Origin of the sequence: Methanosarcina sp. UBA289, from assembly GCA_002496565.1 — an archaeon.
Lineage (GTDB): Archaea > Halobacteriota > Methanosarcinia > Methanosarcinales > Methanosarcinaceae > Methanosarcina.
The window spans coordinates 194,210-214,363 of record DAKJ01000017.1 but is presented as its reverse complement, the minus strand read 5'-3'; the positions used below and the strand labels follow the sequence as shown (position 1 = coordinate 214,363).

23 protein-coding genes and 1 tRNA gene are annotated in these 20,154 nt (G+C 40.5%); 13 read left to right on the top strand and 11 right to left on the bottom strand.

Annotation, left to right across the window (positions count from 1 at the left end; translation table 11 throughout):
- The first annotated feature begins 519 nt into the window (after positions 1-519).
- Positions 520-1,257, top strand: coding sequence for an RAD55 family ATPase (locus tag BP549_RS07115; protein WP_292373557.1), 738 nt, complete (start codon positions 520-522; stop codon positions 1,255-1,257).
- Positions 1,258-1,351: 94 nt separating this feature from the next.
- Here the strand turns inward: BP549_RS07115 and BP549_RS07110 are convergent, their stop codons facing one another.
- Together BP549_RS07110 and BP549_RS07105 are read right to left on the bottom strand one after the other, a co-directional pair.
- Positions 1,352-2,209, bottom strand: coding sequence for a methanogen output domain 1-containing protein (locus BP549_RS07110; protein ID WP_292379393.1), 858 nt, complete (start codon positions 2,207-2,209; stop codon positions 1,352-1,354).
- Positions 2,210-2,213: 4 nt separating this feature from the next.
- Positions 2,214-2,921: an ATPase domain-containing protein gene (locus BP549_RS07105; RefSeq protein ID WP_292379391.1), complete on the bottom strand. Its 708-nt coding sequence runs from the start codon at positions 2,919-2,921 to the stop codon at positions 2,214-2,216.
- Positions 2,922-3,604: 683 nt separating this feature from the next.
- Between BP549_RS07105 and BP549_RS07100 the strand changes: the two genes are divergently transcribed.
- The 12 genes from BP549_RS07100 (at position 3,605) to BP549_RS07045 (ending at position 13,412) form a co-directional block, all read left to right on the top strand.
- Positions 3,605-3,698, top strand: a tRNA-Arg gene (locus tag BP549_RS07100).
- Between the two features lie 610 nt (positions 3,699-4,308).
- The gene (atpD, locus tag BP549_RS07095; protein WP_292373560.1) at positions 4,309-5,718 is read left to right on the top strand and encodes a F0F1 ATP synthase subunit beta; all 1,410 of its coding nucleotides are present in this window, start codon (positions 4,309-4,311) and stop codon (positions 5,716-5,718) included.
- Positions 5,715-6,119, top strand: a complete 405-nt coding sequence (locus tag BP549_RS07090) for a F0F1 ATP synthase subunit epsilon (protein ID WP_292373561.1) — start codon at positions 5,715-5,717, stop codon at positions 6,117-6,119. Before atpD ends, BP549_RS07090 begins: the two co-directional genes overlap by 4 nt.
- On the top strand, positions 6,112-6,450 hold the full coding sequence (locus tag BP549_RS07085; protein ID WP_292373562.1) for an AtpZ/AtpI family protein: 339 nt from the start codon (positions 6,112-6,114) through the stop codon (positions 6,448-6,450). The genes BP549_RS07090 and BP549_RS07085 overlap by 8 nt, the downstream gene beginning before the upstream one ends.
- On the top strand, positions 6,443-6,757 hold the full coding sequence (locus BP549_RS07080) for an ATP synthase subunit I (protein ID WP_292379388.1): 315 nt from the start codon (positions 6,443-6,445) through the stop codon (positions 6,755-6,757). Before BP549_RS07085 ends, BP549_RS07080 begins: the two co-directional genes overlap by 8 nt.
- Positions 6,747-7,463, top strand: a complete 717-nt coding sequence (locus tag BP549_RS07075; RefSeq protein ID WP_292373566.1) for a F0F1 ATP synthase subunit A — start codon at positions 6,747-6,749, stop codon at positions 7,461-7,463. Before BP549_RS07080 ends, BP549_RS07075 begins: the two co-directional genes overlap by 11 nt.
- Positions 7,464-7,494: 31 nt before the next feature.
- The gene (locus BP549_RS07070) at positions 7,495-7,770 is read left to right on the top strand and encodes a F0F1 ATP synthase subunit C (RefSeq protein WP_292373568.1); all 276 of its coding nucleotides are present in this window, start codon (positions 7,495-7,497) and stop codon (positions 7,768-7,770) included.
- A gap of 19 nt (positions 7,771-7,789) precedes the next feature.
- Positions 7,790-8,857, top strand: a complete 1,068-nt coding sequence (locus BP549_RS07065) for a F0F1 ATP synthase subunit B (RefSeq protein WP_292373570.1) — start codon at positions 7,790-7,792, stop codon at positions 8,855-8,857.
- Between the two features lie 13 nt (positions 8,858-8,870).
- Positions 8,871-10,559 carry an alternate F1F0 ATPase, F1 subunit alpha gene (locus tag BP549_RS07060; protein ID WP_292379386.1) on the top strand — a complete coding sequence of 563 codons (1,689 nt, stop codon included), beginning with the start codon at positions 8,871-8,873 and terminating at the stop codon, positions 10,557-10,559.
- Positions 10,556-11,461, top strand: a complete 906-nt coding sequence (locus BP549_RS07055; protein ID WP_292379383.1) for a F0F1 ATP synthase subunit gamma — start codon at positions 10,556-10,558, stop codon at positions 11,459-11,461. Before BP549_RS07060 ends, BP549_RS07055 begins: the two co-directional genes overlap by 4 nt.
- Positions 11,462-11,744: 283 nt before the next feature.
- Positions 11,745-12,827: a DUF7544 domain-containing protein gene (locus BP549_RS07050; protein WP_292379380.1), complete on the top strand. Its 1,083-nt coding sequence runs from the start codon at positions 11,745-11,747 to the stop codon at positions 12,825-12,827.
- Between the two features lie 387 nt (positions 12,828-13,214).
- Positions 13,215-13,412, top strand: coding sequence for an MM0924 family protein (locus tag BP549_RS07045; protein WP_292373621.1), 198 nt, complete (start codon positions 13,215-13,217; stop codon positions 13,410-13,412).
- A 1,201-nt stretch (positions 13,413-14,613) separates the two neighbouring features.
- Here the strand turns inward: BP549_RS07045 and BP549_RS07040 are convergent.
- From BP549_RS07040 to BP549_RS07000, 9 genes are all read right to left on the bottom strand, one after another.
- On the bottom strand, positions 14,614-15,552 hold the full coding sequence (locus BP549_RS07040) for a hypothetical protein (RefSeq protein WP_292379377.1): 939 nt from the start codon (positions 15,550-15,552) through the stop codon (positions 14,614-14,616).
- Positions 15,542-16,024, bottom strand: a complete 483-nt coding sequence (locus BP549_RS07035) for a hypothetical protein (RefSeq protein ID WP_292379375.1) — start codon at positions 16,022-16,024, stop codon at positions 15,542-15,544. The genes BP549_RS07040 and BP549_RS07035 overlap by 11 nt, the downstream gene beginning before the upstream one ends.
- A 4-nt stretch (positions 16,025-16,028) precedes the next feature.
- A complete protein-coding gene (locus tag BP549_RS07030) occupies positions 16,029-16,388 on the bottom strand; it encodes a hypothetical protein (RefSeq protein WP_292379373.1) in 360 nt (119 codons plus the stop codon).
- 6 nt (positions 16,389-16,394) lie between these two features.
- A complete protein-coding gene (locus tag BP549_RS07025) occupies positions 16,395-16,808 on the bottom strand; it encodes a hypothetical protein (RefSeq protein WP_292379372.1) in 414 nt (137 codons plus the stop codon).
- Positions 16,809-16,823: 15 nt separating this feature from the next.
- Entirely contained in the window at positions 16,824-16,979 is a 156-nt protein-coding gene (locus tag BP549_RS07020) for an AbrB/MazE/SpoVT family DNA-binding domain-containing protein (RefSeq protein ID WP_292379369.1), read from the bottom strand.
- Positions 16,980-17,245: 266 nt separating this feature from the next.
- The gene (locus BP549_RS07015) at positions 17,246-18,280 is read right to left on the bottom strand and encodes an RNA-guided endonuclease InsQ/TnpB family protein (RefSeq protein ID WP_292379367.1); all 1,035 of its coding nucleotides are present in this window, start codon (positions 18,278-18,280) and stop codon (positions 17,246-17,248) included.
- On the bottom strand, positions 18,277-18,690 hold the full coding sequence (tnpA, locus tag BP549_RS07010) for an IS200/IS605 family transposase (RefSeq protein WP_292379364.1): 414 nt from the start codon (positions 18,688-18,690) through the stop codon (positions 18,277-18,279). The genes BP549_RS07015 and tnpA overlap by 4 nt, the downstream gene beginning before the upstream one ends.
- Positions 18,691-18,938: 248 nt before the next feature.
- Positions 18,939-19,106: a hypothetical protein gene (locus BP549_RS07005; protein WP_292379363.1), complete on the bottom strand. Its 168-nt coding sequence runs from the start codon at positions 19,104-19,106 to the stop codon at positions 18,939-18,941.
- Between the two features lie 289 nt (positions 19,107-19,395).
- Positions 19,396-20,154 (bottom strand): hypothetical protein (locus tag BP549_RS07000; protein ID WP_292379360.1); only part of this gene is annotated, 759 nt, incomplete at its 5' end.

Genomic DNA, 20,154 nt, shown 5'->3' with positions numbered 1-20,154 from the left:
TTTAAGCAAGATAACTAGAAATAAGAGGATTTCTCCGCCCCGAGTTGCATCTCGCCTGAGTTTTGCCTCGAGACGGGAAAATCCGTTTCTTTAGTTGCATGTAATTACAGCAGTAAACAGTCCACCTCAATTCAGTCCACCTCAATTCAGTCCACCTTACTTTTTCCAAGGTTCATCTTCAGAATAATCAACCAAGTTTTTGATCGTGATAAGTAGTTCTGAAACTCTTAACAATTAAAAATAAAGCTGGTTTTGAGATCAACTATCATTTTAACTTATTTTACAAGTTTTTAATATTTTATAAATGTTTGACCTATTTCAAACGAGTTTCTACAAAATAGGTATTGCTCTCAAATACTATCGAAAATAAAAACTTTGGAGCAAATACTGAAACTTCAACTCTTTGCTTAAAACCAAGTTAACTTTTTTCGAAACTTATTTATTTTCCTGATGAAGAGTATATCACTTAAGACATATTACAATAATTACGAAATATATCTGCGTTTAAGGTGTGATTGTATGGAGAGTTTGTCTACAGGGATCGAAGGGCTGGATACGCTGATGGATGGCGGCTTCCCTAAAGGAAAAAGTATTCTTGTTACGGGTCCTCCTGGAGCCGGAAAAACTATTCTCGGGATTCACTTTCTGCACAGGAGCTGCAAGGAAGGTAAGAAATGCATATTGATTCTTACAAGAGAGCTTACGGAAGATATCCTCAGCCAATCCCGAAGCCTTAACCTTGACCTCAAGCCTTTTGTGGAGAGTGGAAAACTAAGTATTAAGAATATTTTTGAAGACAAAATGAACAAAATCAAAAGTGCTTCCAAATTCGGGAAAGGGCTCTGCGCTGTGGACACGGACATAATTGAGTATCTGAGTTCCATATCTTCGGAAGTTGATGTCATAGTTATCGACAACATAGGAGTAATGGCCATAAATCATGACATAAGAGAGTTTGCCGATGAATTCAGTTCAATCAGCATTATACTTTTAAAAAATGGGTGCACAAGCCTTTTTGTCATGGATGAGGATTCTTACGAGCTTACCCACAGGCTTACCGGCTATATGGTTTTCGGGCTTATCCGGCTCACCTCGCAGGAGAATTTCAACTCCGGAAAGACAAAAAAATATCTTTACATCGAGAAAATGCGAGATAAGGCTGTTCCGGTCAAGTATTCCCGGTTCGATATTACTCCTAAAGGAATGAGAATTATTACAGGCATGAATGATCTACAGCAGTATGAATCAACTACCTAAAATGTTAAACAAACCACTTTAGGGTTCTGGCTATTTCCTGAACCCAACATTTGCGGAAGAAACCTCTTTCAGGCCTTTAGGCAAAAAAGGAATTTTACTCTGCTTTTATTAGGAATTCACAGCAATTATTCCTGTTCCCTATAGTCTTCAGCGCCTCTACACTGAAATCAGAATCCACTTTTAAAATTATATCTGAAAAAATTTTCCGGGTCAATGTACACAAAATAGGGTTTTTCCGCGCTTCTTCTCCTTTCCATGGGCATTTTGTTCCCCTAATTATCCAAAAATTTTCTTTTTCACCCTTTTCAGAGGAAAAGTTTCCGCCCAGCTGGTTCATTATCTCAGCACAAACATTGCCTGCATAAGCGAAGTCCAATTCTCTATTCTCAAGGTGGTATATGTCAAGCAGCGTTTTTTCGACCATGCTTGTCATTTGGTTAATTATGACCTTCTTTTCCTCATTGGAAACACACCGAAGTAGAGTTGGGATGATTGCAGTAAGGATACTCTGTACCCGATTTTTTATTTCAAGACTATTACGGTCAGCCACCAGCCGATCATGCAGACATTTCACCCTGAGCAAAGATTTAACTCTTGTCTTTAGCTCAAGCCTGTTTATCGGTTTTGTAAGGAAATCATCAGCCCCGGCTTCAATCCCCTTTATTCTGTCTTCAATTTCAGAAAGAGCCGTGAGCATCAAAATCGGGATGAACTGAGTTTCAGGGTCGCTTTTGACAATTTTACAGACTTCATAACCGCTTATTTCAGGCATCATGACATCAAGCAAGATCAGGTCAAGCTTTTCTTCCTTTAATTTCTGAATAACTTCCTTTCCGCTGCTGGCGGTAATAACATCATATGGCTCTACTGAAAGGTAAGCTTCTATAAGCTCTACATTCTCAGGAATATCATCGACGATCAGGATTTTAGGTTTGCCCTTTTCAATCTGCAAGGCTTCATCCCCCAGATTCACGAATTACGATTCCTTTGGATGTGATTTCAAAAACAGACATTTCAGGAGAAATTGGGGTACTACGCATTTTGGGTATACTCAGGTAGCGCTCCATTTTTCCGAGATATGAATTTTCCCTTACCAGCAGGCGGATGGACCCGTATACTGAGTATTCAGCAAGTTGGTAAGTCATATTGTGTGCGGACTCGTCCATGATTAAAAGAGCAGTACATCCTTTTTTCCTTACTAGGTAGTTAAGTGCGTCAAACTGGTCTCTAAGCTTTTTTATGGAAATCCTGAGAACAAAGGTTCCTATATTATCTATAACAAGGCATTCCGTTCCTTCACGTATTAATTCTATAAGACTTGGAATCTCGAGATCCAGGCTTTCAGGCTTGAACCCGTATCTTGTCTTTCCTATTATTTCCGAACGGCTCTCGAAGATATTTTCTATGATAAGCTGTCCGCTCTCATAGTACGGTGCAAGGTCGTGCCCTAGCAGGCTTGCCTGGTAGATAATGTCTTCAGGAGTTTCCTCGGTTGCGATAATCATACATTTCCTGCCTTCAAAACAGTTTTTATGAATGAAATGAATTCCGAAGATTGTTTTCCCACTTCCTGCTATACCGGTAATAAGTGTAACTTTATTTACAGGATAACCCCCACTCAGCTTCCTGTCCAGCTCCTCTATGCCTGTTGAAACCCTCTCCATTTTTTCAAATCCTCACTCTTTCGGTATTTTCCCCTTATAGATTCCCACACTATGAATCTATATATGTTAATTTGAAGGCTTAGAACAGTCTCTAAATGACCCTGAAATTTAGAAGCTGTTTATAATTAAAGAAACGTCTATTATATTTCGTTAGATTTACAGTAATCTTTACGAAAGCTTATCTGTTATAGTTTATTATTCCAGTTTGCACTGCTAATTCTGTCCCACTTACTATATATTTTTATTCACTCTTTTGTTATCCTATTCAATTTGAACTTTTTGTACTGAATTTCCAGATGATCTTTTCCGAAGTCACGTAATTAAGTTTCAAATTTTTACTTTCTGTACTTTTCTTAGCTTTTTCTGCCATTACAGATTTTTTCAGGCTTACTTTCTACAAATTCTAGTCTTTTTTACTCATTTCTTCCTTTTGTTGTACTTCTCTACTTTTTTTACTCGTTTCTGCCTCTCTTAACCTCTTTTCAACTTTTTTAGTCTCGTCTGGCTCTTTTCTTTATTTTCTGGTTTCTATGCTGCTTTCTTTTATCGTCTGTTTCCTCTAACTACTTTTCTTTACCTTCTATCTTCTTCCTAGCCTATTTCTATCGGCCTGTATTTCCTGCTGCCTTAATTTTGAGAGAAAGGTTTAATATGGATAGCTTCTATCAATAGTGCTGCACCGAGGGCTCGTAGGGTAGCCAGGATATCCTAATGGGCTTCGAAGTAAGATACTTACGAAGACACCCATTGACTCGTGTTCGAATCGCGGCGGGCCCGTTTACTATTTTTACCTATCTATTTTGTTCTGCGAAAGCAGTGTATTTTTTCCAGACTACTCCTTTAGAGTACCTATTTAGAGTAGAAATGTACTGGATACTTTCCATATGGGGATTTTTCCGAAGGATAACAGGCCGAATGATTACAAAAAAGATTTCTCGTACGGAATCTGGAAAATCTCAGGAATTAATAATAAATTTTCAAAATTATATCAAACATAAAATCCTATTTTAAATTCTGATTTCAAAACCTAATATTAAGAGCTAATTTAAGACCTGAGATTAGATTTTGTAATAAAATTAGAAATATATTAAAGTCATATTAATATATGGAAATGATATATTTCTTTATGGGAAGGGGAAATCAAGTGAAGAATGATTCACTCGTAAGACAAGATTTATAAACCAACATAAAAACTGCTTTACGAAGTTATTCTTTGAAACTCGATGCCGTTGTAGTTTTTCTTTAGCGTTTCCTGGTCAATATGGGTTTTGTGGCGTGGGTAGATAGGAGTTTTTCACTACATTCTTAGTTCTTAAGAACCAGGCCTCATCAAAAGGAAACTCTAAAACAGAATATGATGCAAGCATGGGGGAGCTGTTAAGGCAATATGGAAGATAAAAATAGTCCCTTAAATCTCGGTACAGTCATCTCGGTGCGTGGCAGCATCGTAGACGTATTGTTCGAGAGACACTTGCCAGCTGTATATACACTGCTACGTGCAGGAAAAGAAAGTCAAATTGCCATAGAGGTTTTGGCCCAGCTTGACACACATCGCGTTCGTGGAATTGCTCTGACCCCCACCGAAGGTCTTGCGCGAGGCATGGCAGTGGAAGATACAGGCGGACCTTTGAAAGCTCCTGTTGGTAGGGAAATCCTTTCGCGAATGTTCGATGTGTTTGGAGATACCATAGACCGCAGTAAGCCTCCATCTAATGTCCAGTGGCGTTCAATCCATCAAGCTCCGCCGCCGCTGATTCGTCGGTCCACTACTTCTGAAATATTCGAGACTGGTATCAAAGCTATAGATGTACTGGTACCGCTTGAGCGCGGAGGTAAAGCGGGTCTATTCGGAGGAGCAGGCGTTGGCAAGACAGTGTTGCTAACCGAGATGATTCACAACGTAGTCAAACAACACCAGGGAGTGAGCATATTTTGCGGAATAGGCGAGCGTTGCCGAGAAGGGGAAGAGCTTTATCGTGATATGAAAGATGCGGGTGTGCTTCCGAATACGGTTATGGTGTTCGGCCAGATGAACGAGCCACCTGGAGCCCGTTTTCGTGTAGGTCATACAGCACTGACAATGGCAGAGTACTTCAGGGATGATGAGCGCCGCGATGTACTACTGCTTATAGATAATATTTTCCGGTTTATTCAGGCTGGCTCAGAAGTTTCCGGCTTGATGGGGCAGATGCCTTCACGCCTGGGATATCAGCCGACATTAGGTACTGAATTATCTGAGCTGGAAGAGCGCATATCTACTACCGATGCTGGAGCCATAATGTCAATTCAAGCAGTGTATGTGCCTGCTGACGATTTCACTGACCCTTCGGCAGTGCACACATTCTCACATCTCTCAGCATCAATTGTTCTCTCTCGCAAAAGAGCAAGTGAAGGGCTTTATCCGGCCATTGATCCTTTGCAGTCAAACTCGAAAATGGCAACACCTGGTATTATTGGCGAAAAGCATTATCGCCTTGCCCAGGAAATTCGGCAGACGCTTGCTCAATACTCAGAACTCAAGGATATTATCTCAATGCTTGGCCTAGAGCAATTATCGCCGGAGGATCGCAATGTAGTTGCCCGCGCCCGCCGCCTCGAACGTTTCCTGACGCAGCCATTTTTCACTACCGAACAGTTCACAGGCATTAAAGGCAAATCCGTAAGTCTTTCAGATGCGCTCGACGGCTGCGAACGTATCTTGCGTGACGAATTCAAAGACTACCCAGAAGGCGACCTCTATATGATTGGAACGATTGACGAAGCAATAGCCAAAAAATCAAGCCGGGACAAATCATGAATTCAGCACTCATGAATCTTACAATTCTTCTGCCTTTCCAGGTCTTTGCCGAAAAGAAAGGCGTATCACGTATAGTTGCAGAGGGACGCGAAGGCTCATTTGGACTCTTACCACACCGACTTGATTGCGTTGCGGCTTTGGAACCTGGAATTCTAACCTACGAAACCGAATCAGAGGGCGAGGTTTATGTGGCAGTCGATGAAGGCGTACTTATCAAGATTGGTCAGGATGTGCTTGTCTCGGCACGTGACGCTATTTTCGGAACAGACTTAAGCCAACTGCACGAGGCAGTAGAAAAAGAGTTTTTGACCTTAGATGAGACTGAGCAAAAAATTCGCTCAGTAATGGCAAAATTGGAAATAGGGCTTATACGTCGCTTAGCGGAGTTTCAGAATGTCTGACAGACCCTCAGAGAAACCTTTGAAGGACGAGTCTCCTCTGGCCCGTCAGGTTGGGACAAAAGCTGAACGCAAACTCAGGGCACAACGTCATGTTAACCGAACTGTCTGGCTTGGTCTAGGCATGATGGGGCTCATAGGCTGGTCTGTAGCAGTTCCAACACTAGTTGGTGCTGCACTTGGGCTCTGGTTAGATAAGCACTATCCAGCAAGTTTTTCCTGGACACTCACAATGCTGATCATCGGCCTGTTTATCGGCTGCTTGAATGCATGGCATTGGGTGACTAAGGAGCGTAGGGAAATGCAAGAAGAACAGGAGGATTACAATGAATGAAATATTGAATCTTCTCCTGGCTCTGGTAGCTGGTTTTCTGCTTGGAGCTGCTTTCTTCGGCGGGCTCTGGTGGACAGTTCAGAAGGGACTTTCATCCAGAAGGCCTGCATTCTGGTTCCTTGGCAGCCTATTAATACGGACCATCATCGCCATATCTGGATTCTACTTTGCTTCTGACGGCCATTGGGAGAGGCTGCTAATATGCATGTTTGGGTTTTTTGTAATGCGTCAGGTAGTAGTTAGACTCACCAGACTGCCGGATGAAGATCCGAATCAACTGACAAAGGAGGCCAGTAATGCGACTTAGTCCTGATGAACTGGTTTTCTGGCAGTATGGCTTTATCAAACTCAATGCCACGATTGTATACACATGGGGTCTGATGCTGGTAATGGTTGTTGGTTCAAAAATAATTACAAGCAAACTCTCCACAGGTCTGGAACGTTCTCGCTGGCAAAGTATTTTGGAAATTATTGTTACAAGCATATTAGAACAAATCGAAGACATTGGTCTGGATCAGCCGAAGAAGTATCTAGGCTTTTTAGGCACGCTTTTTCTGTTTATTGGCATGGCTAATCTTTGCATTATTATTCCAGGATATGAACCACCAACCGGATCTCTTTCAACTACGGCTGCGCTCGCATTATGTGTGTTTGTAGCAGTGCCACTTTTCGGCATAGAAGAGCAAGGAGTTGGTAACTACCTTAAGACGTACACAGAGCCGACGATCATTATGCTGCCGTTTAATATTATCAGCGAATTATCTCGCACTCTGGCTCTTGCAATTCGTTTGTTTGGTAATATAATGAGCGGGTCGATGATTGTCGCCATTCTGCTGACTATTACTCCGTTCATCTTTCCAATTGTCATGACTGTTCTTGGCCTGCTCGTTGGTACGGTGCAGGCCTATATCTTCAGCGTTCTAGCCACAGTTTACATCGCAGCTGCTACACGTGAGCACAAGCACAGGCCGAAACAGGAGCAAAAGAAGGCTGATCAGGGAGTAGGTGAATGAAGCAACAATAATAGCAACAGGAGGAAACACTATGGCTTTGGACACTTATACGACTACAATTGCGGTGGCATCAATTGCTACCTCTGGCATCACGATAGCTATTGGAGTTATCGCGCCTGCAATTGGTGAAGGGCGTTCAATCGCAACAGCATTGAGTTCAATGGCACAGCAACCCGATGCTTCCGCAACAATAACCAGGACTTTATTTGTGGGATTGGCTATGATAGAGTCTTTGGCAATCTACTGTTTTGTGGTTTCCATGATTCTCATTTTCGCCAATCCGTTCTGGAACCGTGCACTTACCTGAAATAGAGAGGAAAATAAGCATGCCGCTGATCGATTGGTTCACTGTCATTGCGCAGGTGATCAACTTCCTCATCCTGGTGTGGTTGTTGAAGCGTTTTCTTTACAAGCCGATACTCAATGCAGTCGATGCACGCGAGAAGAAGGTAGCAGATGAACTTAAGAATGCGGATGCAAAAGAAGCAGAAGCACAAAAAGAGAAAGATGAGTTCAAGCATAAGAACGAGGAATTCGACCAGCAGCGCAATGACCTCTTGAATAAGGCAAAGGAAGACGCGAAAGCTGAACGTCAACGGCTTTTTGAACAGGTAAGGAATGAAGCCTCCGATTTAAGATCAAAACAACAGGAGGCATTAAGGAACGAAGAACAGCTTTTAAGTCAGGAAATAGGTCGCCGAACCCAGCAGGAAGTTTTCAACATAGCGCAAAAAGTACTAACCGATCTGGCTGGAACCAGTTTGGAAGAACGCGCAGTTGACGTATTTGCTCAAAATCTGCACAATCTGAAGGATAACGAAAAGAAGCAGTTAGCCTCAGCGCTTAGTGCATCATCAAGTCAGGCGCTCATTCGTACTGCGTTTGATCTTCCACAAGCACAGCGTGATTCGATTCAAAAGGCGATTAAAGAAACTCTTGGTATAGAAACTCAATCCAGGTTTGAGACTGCACCAGACCTTGTCAGTGGTATTGAATTAATCGCAGACGGGCAAAAAGTGGCGTGGAGTATTGCAGATTATCTTACATCGCTGCAAAAAAGTATCGATGATCTTCTGAAAGAGCAGTCTATGAGTGAAGTCAAAACCGAACCTCAAACCAAAAATAACAAACCCAGGTCGGAAAATGAACCAGAGACTGAACAAAAGCCTGAAGCTGAGACTAATAAATCCAAATCGAAAACTGATTCAGAAGTCGAAACCAAACCTGAAACTGACTATAATAAGCCCAAATCGAGAAAAGAGCTAGAGGCTGAACAGGAACCTGATGCAGAACAAAAACCTGCAGCAGAGCGAGAATCTGCTAAACAGCAATCTGGAACTAAGTCCGAATCTGTGGCCAAGCAGAAGACAAATTCCAAAACAGAGCAAACATAAAGAGCCAGTGAATATGGAACCTAAAAGTCTTAAGGATGTTTTCGATAAAGTTTTCACCGAAATACATCAGGTCAGAGAATCAGTAACCCCGACGCTCACTCCTAAGGAAGTGGGCAGAATTTTGACAGTTTCTACAGGGATTGCAAATGTTTCCGGCCTTCCTACTATAGGTTTCGATGAACTTATAAAGTTTCCAGGGGACTTGTTTGGGATCGCGTTTAATGTTGATGAAAAAGAAATAGGTACCGTTCTACTGGGCGAATACTCACATTTGCATGCTGGAGATCAAGTTGAACGCACTCAACGGGTTATGGATGTTGCTGTAGGCGAAGAATTGCTTGGACGAGTTATTGACCCTCTAGGTCGTCCACTTGATAACAAAGGGCCAATAGTTTCCAGTAAGCGTTTGCCTATAGAACGGCCCAGTCCGGCAATTATGGATCGGTCTCCTGTTACTGAGCCACTTCAGACCGGTATCAAAGTTATTGATGCGTTAATCCCAATAGGACGCGGTCAGAGAGAATTGATTTTAGGAGACCGCCAGACTGGCAAAACTGCAATTGCGATCGATACTATTCTCAACCAGCGTGATTTTAATGTCCTGTGTGTTTATTGTGCCATTGGTCAGCGTGCATCCGCAGTTGCCAGAGCAGTGGCAAACTTACAGGAAAGGGGTGCAATGGATTACACGATTGTTGTTGTAACTGAAGGTAATGACCCATCCGGGCTAATCTATATTGCTCCTTATGCTGCGACCAGCATTGCAGAGTATTTTATGGAAGCAGGTCGAGACGTGCTGATTGTTTACGACGATCTAACCAATCATGCGCGTGCATATAGAGAACTTTCTCTTTTACTTCGCCGCCCTCCAGGACGAGAAGCATACCCAGGTGATATATTCTATATTCATTCACGACTGCTGGAGAGGTCTACACACCTGCTCAAAGAACTTGGTGGCGGCTCACTTACTGCCCTTCCCATTATCGAAACCGAGGCGCAGAATATTTCCGCCTATATTCCAACTAATCTTATTTCAATCACTGATGGGCAGCTTTACCTCTCACCTTCACTTTTTGAGTTGGGTGTGCTGCCTGCAGTTGACGTTGGCAAATCCGTCTCTCGTGTAGGTGGTAAAGCACAGCTTGCTGCCTATAGAGCAGTAGCCGGAGACCTCAAGCTTGCCTATTCACAATTTGAAGAACTCGAAGCGTTTACCCGGTTCGGCGCAAGGCTAGATGAAAATACACGAAAAGTCATTGAGCATGGGAGGCGGATCCGTGCCCTACTGAAGCAGCCTCAAAATTCTCCTGTACCCGTGCCAGATCAGATTGTTATCCTTGTTGCATTGAACGCAAAACTCTTCGACAATGTGCCACTTGACAGAATGGGAGAAGCTGAAAGCTCCCTCCGCAAGGTAGTTTCAGATATTCCTGCAGATGTGCGCGATCGGTTCAAAGGCGATAAAAAATTGAGCGACAAGGATCGTGAAACTATCCTTGATATCTCCCGCAAAGCACTGGAGCCTTACCAGCCAAAATCTGAATCAGAATCTAAGCCAGAAGCTAAAACTGAGGAAAAATCTGAGTCAGAAGCCCAAGCTAAGGGTAAACCCAAGCCAGAAGCAAAAACTGAAGAAAAAGTGGAAAAATCAGAGACTCAAATTAAAGGCAAGTCCGAGCCTGAAGCTAAGGAGAAATCATGACCGAAACAACAGAAAGTCTGCGCACAAAGATCGATAGAGCAAAAGATCTTCAGTCTGTCGTCCGCACGATGAAAGCCTTAGCAGCCTCGAACATAGGGCAATACGAAAAATCAGTGAGTGCGTTATCTGACTATTATCATACAGTGGAACTGGGTTTGGGTTTATGTTTCCGGAAAATTGCACTCACGCCAGCTCCGGAAGAAGGAAAAGGGCAAAAGAATGAACGCCTTATCGGGGCTGTCGTTTTCGGTTCAGATCAGGGGCTTGTGGGTCAGTTTAATGATATAATAACCGATTATGCAGTCAAGGAACTGGAAGCTTTGCCAGGTAAAGCTCAGGTCTGGGCTGTCGGAGAGCGCGTTTATTCACGCCTGCTGGATGAGGGCTTGCCGCCTATTGGACTTTATAATGTGCCAAATTCGGTTAAGGCCATTACTCCACTTATAGCGCAAATTCTTGTGGAAAATGAGAAACTACGCAGTCAGGATGAAGATGCTGAACTTCATCTCTATTACAACCGCCATAAAACCAGAGTTACCTACGAGCCAGTTAGCCAGCGATTGCTGCCATTTGATGAAACCTGGCGAGATGACCTGACCAAACTTTCCTGGCCAACCAAAAACTTGCTGCCTGAGGTAATGGGCGATATCACAGAGACCTTACGAGCACTCATCAGCGAATACCTTTTTGTTTCGCTTTTTAGGGCATGCGCGGAGTCCCTTGCAAGTGAAAACTCTAGTCGATTGGCAGCGATGCAGCGAGCCGATAAAAACATTGATGAATTGCTTGATAATCTCAATGGAGAATATTACCGTGTGCGCCAGAGTGGTATTGATGAGGAACTGTTTGAAGTTGTCTCTGGCTTTGAATCTCTGTCCAGATCTCGCAGCCCTCACCGGTGAAAAAGCAAAATGAATCCGCAAAATAAATCGGGCAATGGTCAAGACAAAATGATGGATCCGAAAAATAAGTTTTTTAAAAATAATCTTTTTTTAATAGCTCACCCGGGAAGAAACTTACAAATTAAGGGAAGATGATTGTGAAATTTCGAGAATAGTTTTTGAATTAAAAGGTTCTTAAGTCTGAATAATTTCAAGTTTTCCTGAGATATCTTGGAGTTTGTCTGGGAAATTTTAAATCTAACTGTATAGATAATTATTTATCTTCTGACTAAAATTATACACTATGAGCTGGTACGGGATAGATGCAGTAGATAGAGCTCTCTCAAGGACAAAAAAAGCTCTTTTTGAACCTTTTAATTTCTGGAAATGGGCAAAAATTGCAATTATCATTTTTCTGTTAGGCGGAGTTTCAAGTTTCGGAAGTTCGAGCAACTACAATGTAGGTTCAGAAGACTTTAAAAATAATTTTCCTATTATTGAACCTGGCCAGATGCCTGATCTTCCTTTTGGCACACATGATACTGCTTTCAGTTATATTTATCCGGAACCACAACTGGCAACTTTAGTTGTGGTAATAGTTTTAATTCTTCTCCTGGCCTTGATTTTTTCGTACGTTTCCAGTGTTATGGAATTTGTTTTTGTAGAATCGCTTATAAGAAATGAAGTGAAATTCTGGGCCTATTCGCGAAGGTTTCTGAAAAAAGGATTCAATCTCCTGCTGGTGCGTTTAGCTATCGGGCTGACACTTCTAGCGCTCCTCGGAATAGCTGCTCTTCCTTTTGCTCCAAGGATTGTCGAAAGTCCTGCGGACTTTGCGTGGCCTGTCCTGCTTGGAGGATTTTTCTGGATTGCCTGTGTAATTATTGTGCTAATTCTGCTCGCAGTTGCAATAAATTCCCTATTAAGTCTTGCAATTCCACTTTCAATCTACCAGGATAAAGGAATCGTTTCTGCTTTTGGACTTATTTTCACAAAGTTCAAGAAAAGCTGGCAGGAAGTTCTGGTTTATTGGCTTATCAGGTTCGTGCTTGGGATAGGAATAGCCATTCTTGCAATATTCCTTTTTGGATTGACAGCCCTGGCTTTAGGGCTGATTTTCGTTATTCTTGATGGGATTCTGTACTTCCTCTTTTCGTCCCTGGTATCGGAATTCTTTCTCTGGATACTCCTCATTCCCGTTATCGTTATTGAACTGATTTTGATCCTGGGAACGGTGTTTTTCCTTAATGTGCCACTTGCCGTTTTCCTGAAATACCACCTGTTAAGTTTCCTTGAAGCCTGGTTTAAAGATGCAGAAATTCCTTTCTTTGATATTCCTGCGCAGAGGCCTGAAACCGGAGTTGATGAGCCTGAGCCGAATCTCTGATAAAAAGAATGAAAGTTCAGACATTGAACTGAGTTTCTTCAGGATATGGAACTGAGTTTCTGAGCTAAAAGGAGTGTTTGAGATATTGGGAGAAGAGTTTGAGATACTGAGCTAATTTTCTGAACAAAAAGGGAAAGTTCAGGGCTCTGGCTTGCTTTTTCCAGATGGAAAGAACTCAGAGTTCTGAACTATTATTCTGTCCGATTTTCGAATACTATAGTCACCTTCAAACTAAATTTAACAGCGGGTATCTATTTTTCCCCGATATAGAAACTGTGTTCAGAAACCCTGTTTTTTTAACTCTAATATACTGCATGGAACTAACTATATCCTGTAAATTGTCTATCCGGGATTCATCCGGAAAAGTACGAACTGGGAGTTGAGATGATGAAGCAGGAGTTCATTGAAAAGTATTATCTGGGCAAAGAAGTTGAAATTGATATTGGAGGAAATACCACATACAGAGGAATTGCCGCCGAGTGTAATGACGGAGTCCTCAGCCTTAAATGGACTATAAAAGAAGAAGGGTATACACATATCGATATTGAGAAAATCGCTGCAATGTGGAGAACACTGAGAAGGTAACAAATTACTTCATCGAGGCTCAGGTCCAGACTCTTTTTGTACCTGTTGCTTGGAAGTTAAGTTTTCAAATTAGGGAATAAATCTCCCTTTTTTCTCTCATTAACCTGTTCTTACTCTTTTTGATTTATTAATTCATTTCATCCGCAAAATTAAATTATTGATTCTTTACTGGGTTCAAACCAGTTTCTAACCCAAACCTTTCTCTATTTTAACTCAAATCTCTAACTACGTGGAAAAAGGCATAGAAAGCTATAATTTTGTAAAATTAACTTGTTGTTGTCAAATTTTTCGCTCAACCACAACCGTTGCGCCGGTTGATCACGCTGTTGTTCGGGGTTTTAGATTTAGCAAGATTTTTCGGTCAAGCCTTTTTTCAAAAGGGGTGTGATCACGCCTATAGGGTTTGGGGATTAGATTATCAAATCAAATGTTGCCAAGGTTTTCGGTCAAGCCTTTTTTGAAAAGGCTTGTGATCAAACTTCTTTGGATAGGTTTGCATTATAACAAAGCTTAAATCAAGTACAGCAATTACTGAATAAATTGATTGACGTGCGGAAGATCCGTTTACTTGAGGATGGGCAAAGATGTACTTTCCCGAATACGGATATTGTGTTCGTTAAATACTTATTTGAAGTTTAATATATAGGCAGGCTGGTAGTAAAGTTTTCAAAAGTCTACCGGTAGGAATTAATTACTTATCAGGATTTACTACTGGTCGAAACTCATCACTAATACTTTCGAACAGCTGCAGGATAGAACCTGCACTGATCCACATTCACTTTAGCTAATCCTTATTCAGGGAGACCCCTATATGATAGAAAATAGTTAAACCCGACTTCTTTTGCAAAAGGTGGACTCCCGCACATGGTTTAGAATTTAAAAAAGAGAGTGAAAATTGTGATGTGACCCGCTGCAGGGAACGGACGAAACCAGCAGCGGAGGTGATTTTTGAGTTGGCGGAGGGAAGATACACCGCCTTTAGCTTGATTTAGAGGTGGTATAGGGGGTGACCCGCCCCCTTGATATTAAAGTTTAAAAAAGGTGTTTTCACTCAATTATTATATATGTTTGTGCTTCTATAAATAACTTTTGGTGTTAAATTTCTAATAACATATAGACCAATTTCGTCGCCGCCGCCAAGGTTCTCGCAAAGCACTAACTATATAACTTAATAGAGCTAGTGTTTTTCGCCAAAAAATGTCTAAATTGTGGCTTTGCCTTCGCCACCAAAAAACTTTTCATAATCTCTGACAACTGTTCTTTGAGATACTTTTGCACCTGTGACACCACATGCCTTTTCTAAAGCTTCAGAAGCTTTCATACCCTCCTTAATGAAAGATTTATAAAGTCGCGCATTATTTTTTCTCTTTTCATCTTCAGAGGCTTTATTTATGCCTGCTTCAAGTTTATGTTGCTCTTTTAATTTTGCTTTATCTCTTGTACCCTCAAACTCTTCAATAGCTTTCAAGTTCATTTCACGTTCAATTCTCTTTCGTCTGAGATCATACTCTTTTGTAATCCATTCAGGAGGCATAGTGAACTGAACATAGTTGAAAATGACACCCTTTGCTCGCAGGAAAGGGTATAAATTCGTGTTGTTGTCTTTTGTGGAGATTTTTTTCACAGTGGAAAGCTTTCCTAACGTGATCCCCTGGTTGTAATATGCTTGCGTCATTGTTACCTTGTAGTGCAGCAAGGTACGCGCAATTTTATCGACAAAACTTTTGTCTGGGCTAGACATGATTAAAAGATTATTATTAGTTCTGAATGTCTGAAGCAGCTTTGTCATGACTTCATTTTGATCACTCTGCCAGTTTCTAGCCGAAAGCCCTTCAGCCCCTGCATCATCTAAAATATAGATTCCATACTGCTCAATATTTTTAGCAATTCGAATTGTTTCTTCGCCCGTGAGTATCCCTACATGATCAATATTAAAATATTTTTCAGGTCTTCCTCCAAGCCTTTTAGCAAACTGCAGGGAAACATCAAATGCAAGCCTTAAGCTTGCATACGACTTACCTGCACCTGTTTTACCTTCAAAAAATATAATGCAGTGCTGATTATGCCCACCGCATATTTTATTTGCAATTATTTCCGAAAGTGTGATATTTTCCTCCGGTGACTCTTTTTTAAGCCCCATCTTCCCACCCCTCTATTTCAGTCTCTTCCATAACTGGCACCGCCCCATCAGGGTAGTAAAATCTTTCAAGATCACTTGGTCCAGAAGTTGTTCTTAAAATTGATTGACGCTCAACAATCGCGAGAATTTCATCTAAAAGCTCCATGATTTCCCCAACAATCATGCAGTCAATATTGAAAACTTCTTCACGCTTTAAATCAATGTCTTTAATTCTTTCGGCTTCCTTAATCTTATCATTTCTTAGGGCTGTCAATCGTTTTCTCTCTGCAGGATTAGGAAGGTATGAAATCAGCATACGGGTCAACATGCTTACGCGCTCTTGTCGTGCCCTTGTAATCTCATTTTCTGCACAGATCTCTGAAAATTTAAAAATCGTATTCATCATTAAGTTCAGATACTGCTGTTTAGGTGCCAGCACTGCTGCTGGCGTTTGAAGAGAAAAGGCGTTACCCCCTACGTTTTTCTCAGACATTATTTTATTCCCCTTTTAACTGAATTATTTTTGAATCTCTTAAAGCCCTAGAAACATTTCGCCAAATCATTAATGTTTCATTTGTTAATTTTAAATAGTTTCCATTGTTAATCCTTGTTTTTTGCATTTTTTGTTGATACCTGGGATAAAACCCGTTAATGATTTCAGCAAAACGCAAGTTGAAGGATGCTAGTGATACAAGTTTAATTAAAGGCTCTCGAAACTTTACTAATCGGCTAATCTCTCCCCCTGTGTATTTTCGTGCCTCCATTTTTGCAGCCATGTCAGCAAGAATCCAGTATTGAATGTGGATCTCTTGAATTAAAACTGTTTGAGGACTTTCAATAGTTTCAGAAGCTTCCATGCTGCATCACATCGTACCTACTCGAATGAATTGAAAAGCTTCAGGGAACAGTTCGAACGCTTCTCTTTTGTCTTCCTGTGAAATGTTTTCAGGATTTTTGTTCATTATATTTAGGAATTTGAAAGTATTAGCAGAGACAGGTATTTTGTCTTCTTCTTTCCCTTCTTCAAATTTCCCTTCTTCAAATTCTTCAATTTCCTTTTCTTCTTCTTTAATCTCTTGTGGTGCTACAATTTCTATTACACTTGGGTTTAAATCCATTAGAATGGAAACAGGTGTGAATGCACTTGTAAAGCAAGCAAAACAATCATCTGTTATTATTCCTGTTGCTGCTTCTTTTTTTGCATCAGCAGCAATTTTAAGCATATCAATTAAGCACTCTTCAATTAATTTTTCAGATGCAGTGTTGTTGTCTAACATTTTATGACCTCACTTTTAATCAATTACAATTTTTGTAATGTGTAGGGTATCCCCTATTTTTACGACGTTTAAAGCATCGTTTTCAGTCAACTGCAGTTCTTTGGCAAATTTCTTTGGAATGCCAACGGCTAGACTACCTTCAGTATTCAACTTCAAAACCTTTTTTAACAAAAGTAACCACTCCTTGACAATATATACGTTTTTAAAGTATTTAAGCTTTTCGAAAAAACTAAATAATATAAAATGAGAGTATAAAAATATTTTAAAATATCAAATAAAAAGAAAAGTAAAAAAGCTAATATAGTAAAAAATTCGTATATACAGCATGTGTACGCAATTTGCACAAAGCACAACATACCGTTTAGAGTTGAGGCTAAACAGTTTGATTCTCCTGACATACTCCCCAACGCTAAAGCAGTGGGGGTTCTAAGGTTCGGTTAAGACAATAGTATTGAACCATCGGCTGAACCAAGAGCCTCTTTAGGGATATCAGTGTTCCCTTCTATCGAATCTCTTTCTTCGATAGATTGATCTACGTTAACATCTTTTACTGCTATGTTGAATGCAGCATTTATGTCGGCGTGGTCAACGTGACCGCATGACGGACACTTAAAATGTTTTCCGTTTCGGTTGCCAATAAGTCCACACCGACTACAACTTTTACTTGTATAATGTGGATCAATATAGACGACCTCTACTCCTTGCAGCTTAGCCTTATATTCTATGAATTGTTGCAATTGATAGAATGACCAACTGTTCAAAGAGTATCTGAATGATTTTCTCTGTTTTGCAGTCTGCCTTATTCCGGTTAGATCTTCAAGCTTAATTCCACTGTTATTCTGTACTGCAATTTCCACGATCTTCTTACTGATCTTATGATTAAGGTCTTTTACAATTCTGCTTTCTCGATCTTTAATTTGCTTTACTTTTCTGTACTTACCTTTCTTTTGCAGGGATTTCCTGATATTTTTATACTTTGTGTGGATATGCAATCCTTTCTTACCAAGTTTCCAGACTTTTCCAGTTTCGGGATTGGCAACAGTAGCTATATGACCTGTAGTATTCCTGTCGACTCCAACATAATTAGTAGGATTTTGTATATCATTTTCAGGAATAGTTACAGAAACATAAGCAAACGTTTTCCCTAATTCGATTTGGTTGATCTTTTCAAATTCTGGAAACTGATATTCAAGAGCCAGCTTAACACATGGAATTCTGATTATGTGCTTATCAGCATCTATTTTTATTCCCTGATTAGGGATAGTTAATTTGATGTTCTTGACAGACTTAACCTTTTTATTTCTTGCATATTTTCTTAAAATCTGATTAGAGATCATGGATTTCAAGCCAATATGAGCAACATCTTTTGATGATAATGTTCTGTGTTTAATGCCAAACTCCGCTACCTTTCTTGCTTTTTGTAGTTCCTCTGAGAAATCTCTATTGTGTTTAATTTTATAAGTTAGAATCATTTGTTTTTCTGCTCCTCGATATACTTCTTTACAACATCAAGAGTCACAGAACCTACTGAAGATATGAATTTTGAAAGAGTCCATAACGTAGGAAGTTTCTTTTTCAGTCCAGGGAATTCCTCTCTCAATTGTTTTGAAGTATATCCTTTAATTTTTGATACCACTGAATAGACTCCGATTTTGGGGTCTACATCAATTAATAGGTGTACGTGATCCGGCATTACCTCCATATCGAGAATTTCATATTGGAATTCTTCTTGCTTTTCAAGAATAAGTTCCTTTAACCTTTCAGCTATCTTACCTGTCAGGACTTTTCTTCTGTATTTCGGACAAAAGATAACATGGTACTGACAGCTAAATACCAAATGTTTACTGCTTTTGTATTTTTTATTTTTATTCTGTATTTCCATTTAACCATAATAGTATATGCGTTTAACCTATATATTGATTATGGTATATACAAAATTGGCAGTTATTTAAAAAAGGGATGGTTTGAAAAGTTGACGGCATTCATCCCAACCCTAAAGGGATAGGGCTTTCTGCCTTCCTACCATAAGAAAAGAGTGGTATATGATGCTGTTTTTCAGAAAAAGTCGTTTTTTAGTCCCGTTTTCTGAAATTGAGCCATTTTTGAGAGAAATACGCTTTCTCAATGCGCTTAATCGTTGTTTCCGACCTGGATGCCCTTCAGTGCCTTAATTGCAACCGCTACCATTATGACTGTGACAACGATTCCAATTATTCCCATTCCACTATTCCAAATATCTGCTCCAGTGGTGGTGCTGGCAAAGTCGCCGGTCTTGTTGATTGGCATAGCAGTACTCACTTTTTCACCGATTCCAGGCCCTAAATAAGCTACGATCGTTATCACCATCAATCCGATCGTGAGCCCTAAAAGTTCGTTCATATTCGACGTTTTTTCACCCTCCTTACATTATAATATGGTTATGCTTCTATAAAAAAGTTTCGCTGTTTGATAGCATCCGCTATGCGCGCCTCCTATTAGTAAAATGACCTACAGGGTTATAAAGGTTTTTGTTAAAAAATAAGAAGATGTTTTAAAAAGAGAGAGTAATAGTTCTTGCTCCACCACAGAAAAATTTAAAATGACCTTCTTAGAAGAAGGTCTGCAAACTCCCTAATGTATTTTTGATATTTCTGTGAAACTTTTCACGCTTCAGGTTCTTTTTCTTCCCGTTATCGGCTTTTTTGAGCTTTTTTCGCTTCGCATTTTCAGTACGCCTTGTGCTCTCAATAAAGTTGAAAACGTCACTCAAGCCACGACTCTTTCGCCCACTTCCAAAGTTAATTACTCCCAGGGGAATTAGCTTTGAAGGAGTGGGAGGCTTTGAGTTAATCGTTTTTGATACTGTAGTAGTGCCTTCTTTGATTTTCGAGGTTGAAGGAAACATTTCCTCTTTTTCATACCTTTTTGAGTTTGAGGGTTTTGAAAGGGGAGGATTAAGTTTTCTGGAATTCCGAGAGTAGTTTGAAGGCACCGGAGGTTTGAAAGAGTTTCTTCTCGCTGGCGTACTCTGTGGAGTTCCCAATTTAATTTTCGTTTTTGTGGGAAGTCCTTTAGTAGTTACTTTTGATACGGGTTTTTTCTTAGCTGCACTCGAAGAAGAACTTCTGTCTTCAAACATGGAAGACATACCTCCAAGGGTGTTTCGTATATTTCTGTGGAATTTCATCCTGCTAAAGCCCTTCTTTCCCTTTGTTGTTCCTTTAGAGGCACTGGGTAGCCTGATCACACTTCTTCTTCCTTTTATTGGTAAGTGCCAATGACTAGGATCTGGGCTTGACCAAATAATCACAGAAGAATCAAAAGGTGCTGATGATGTGGTTGGCTTCACAGATGAAGGTTTCACAGA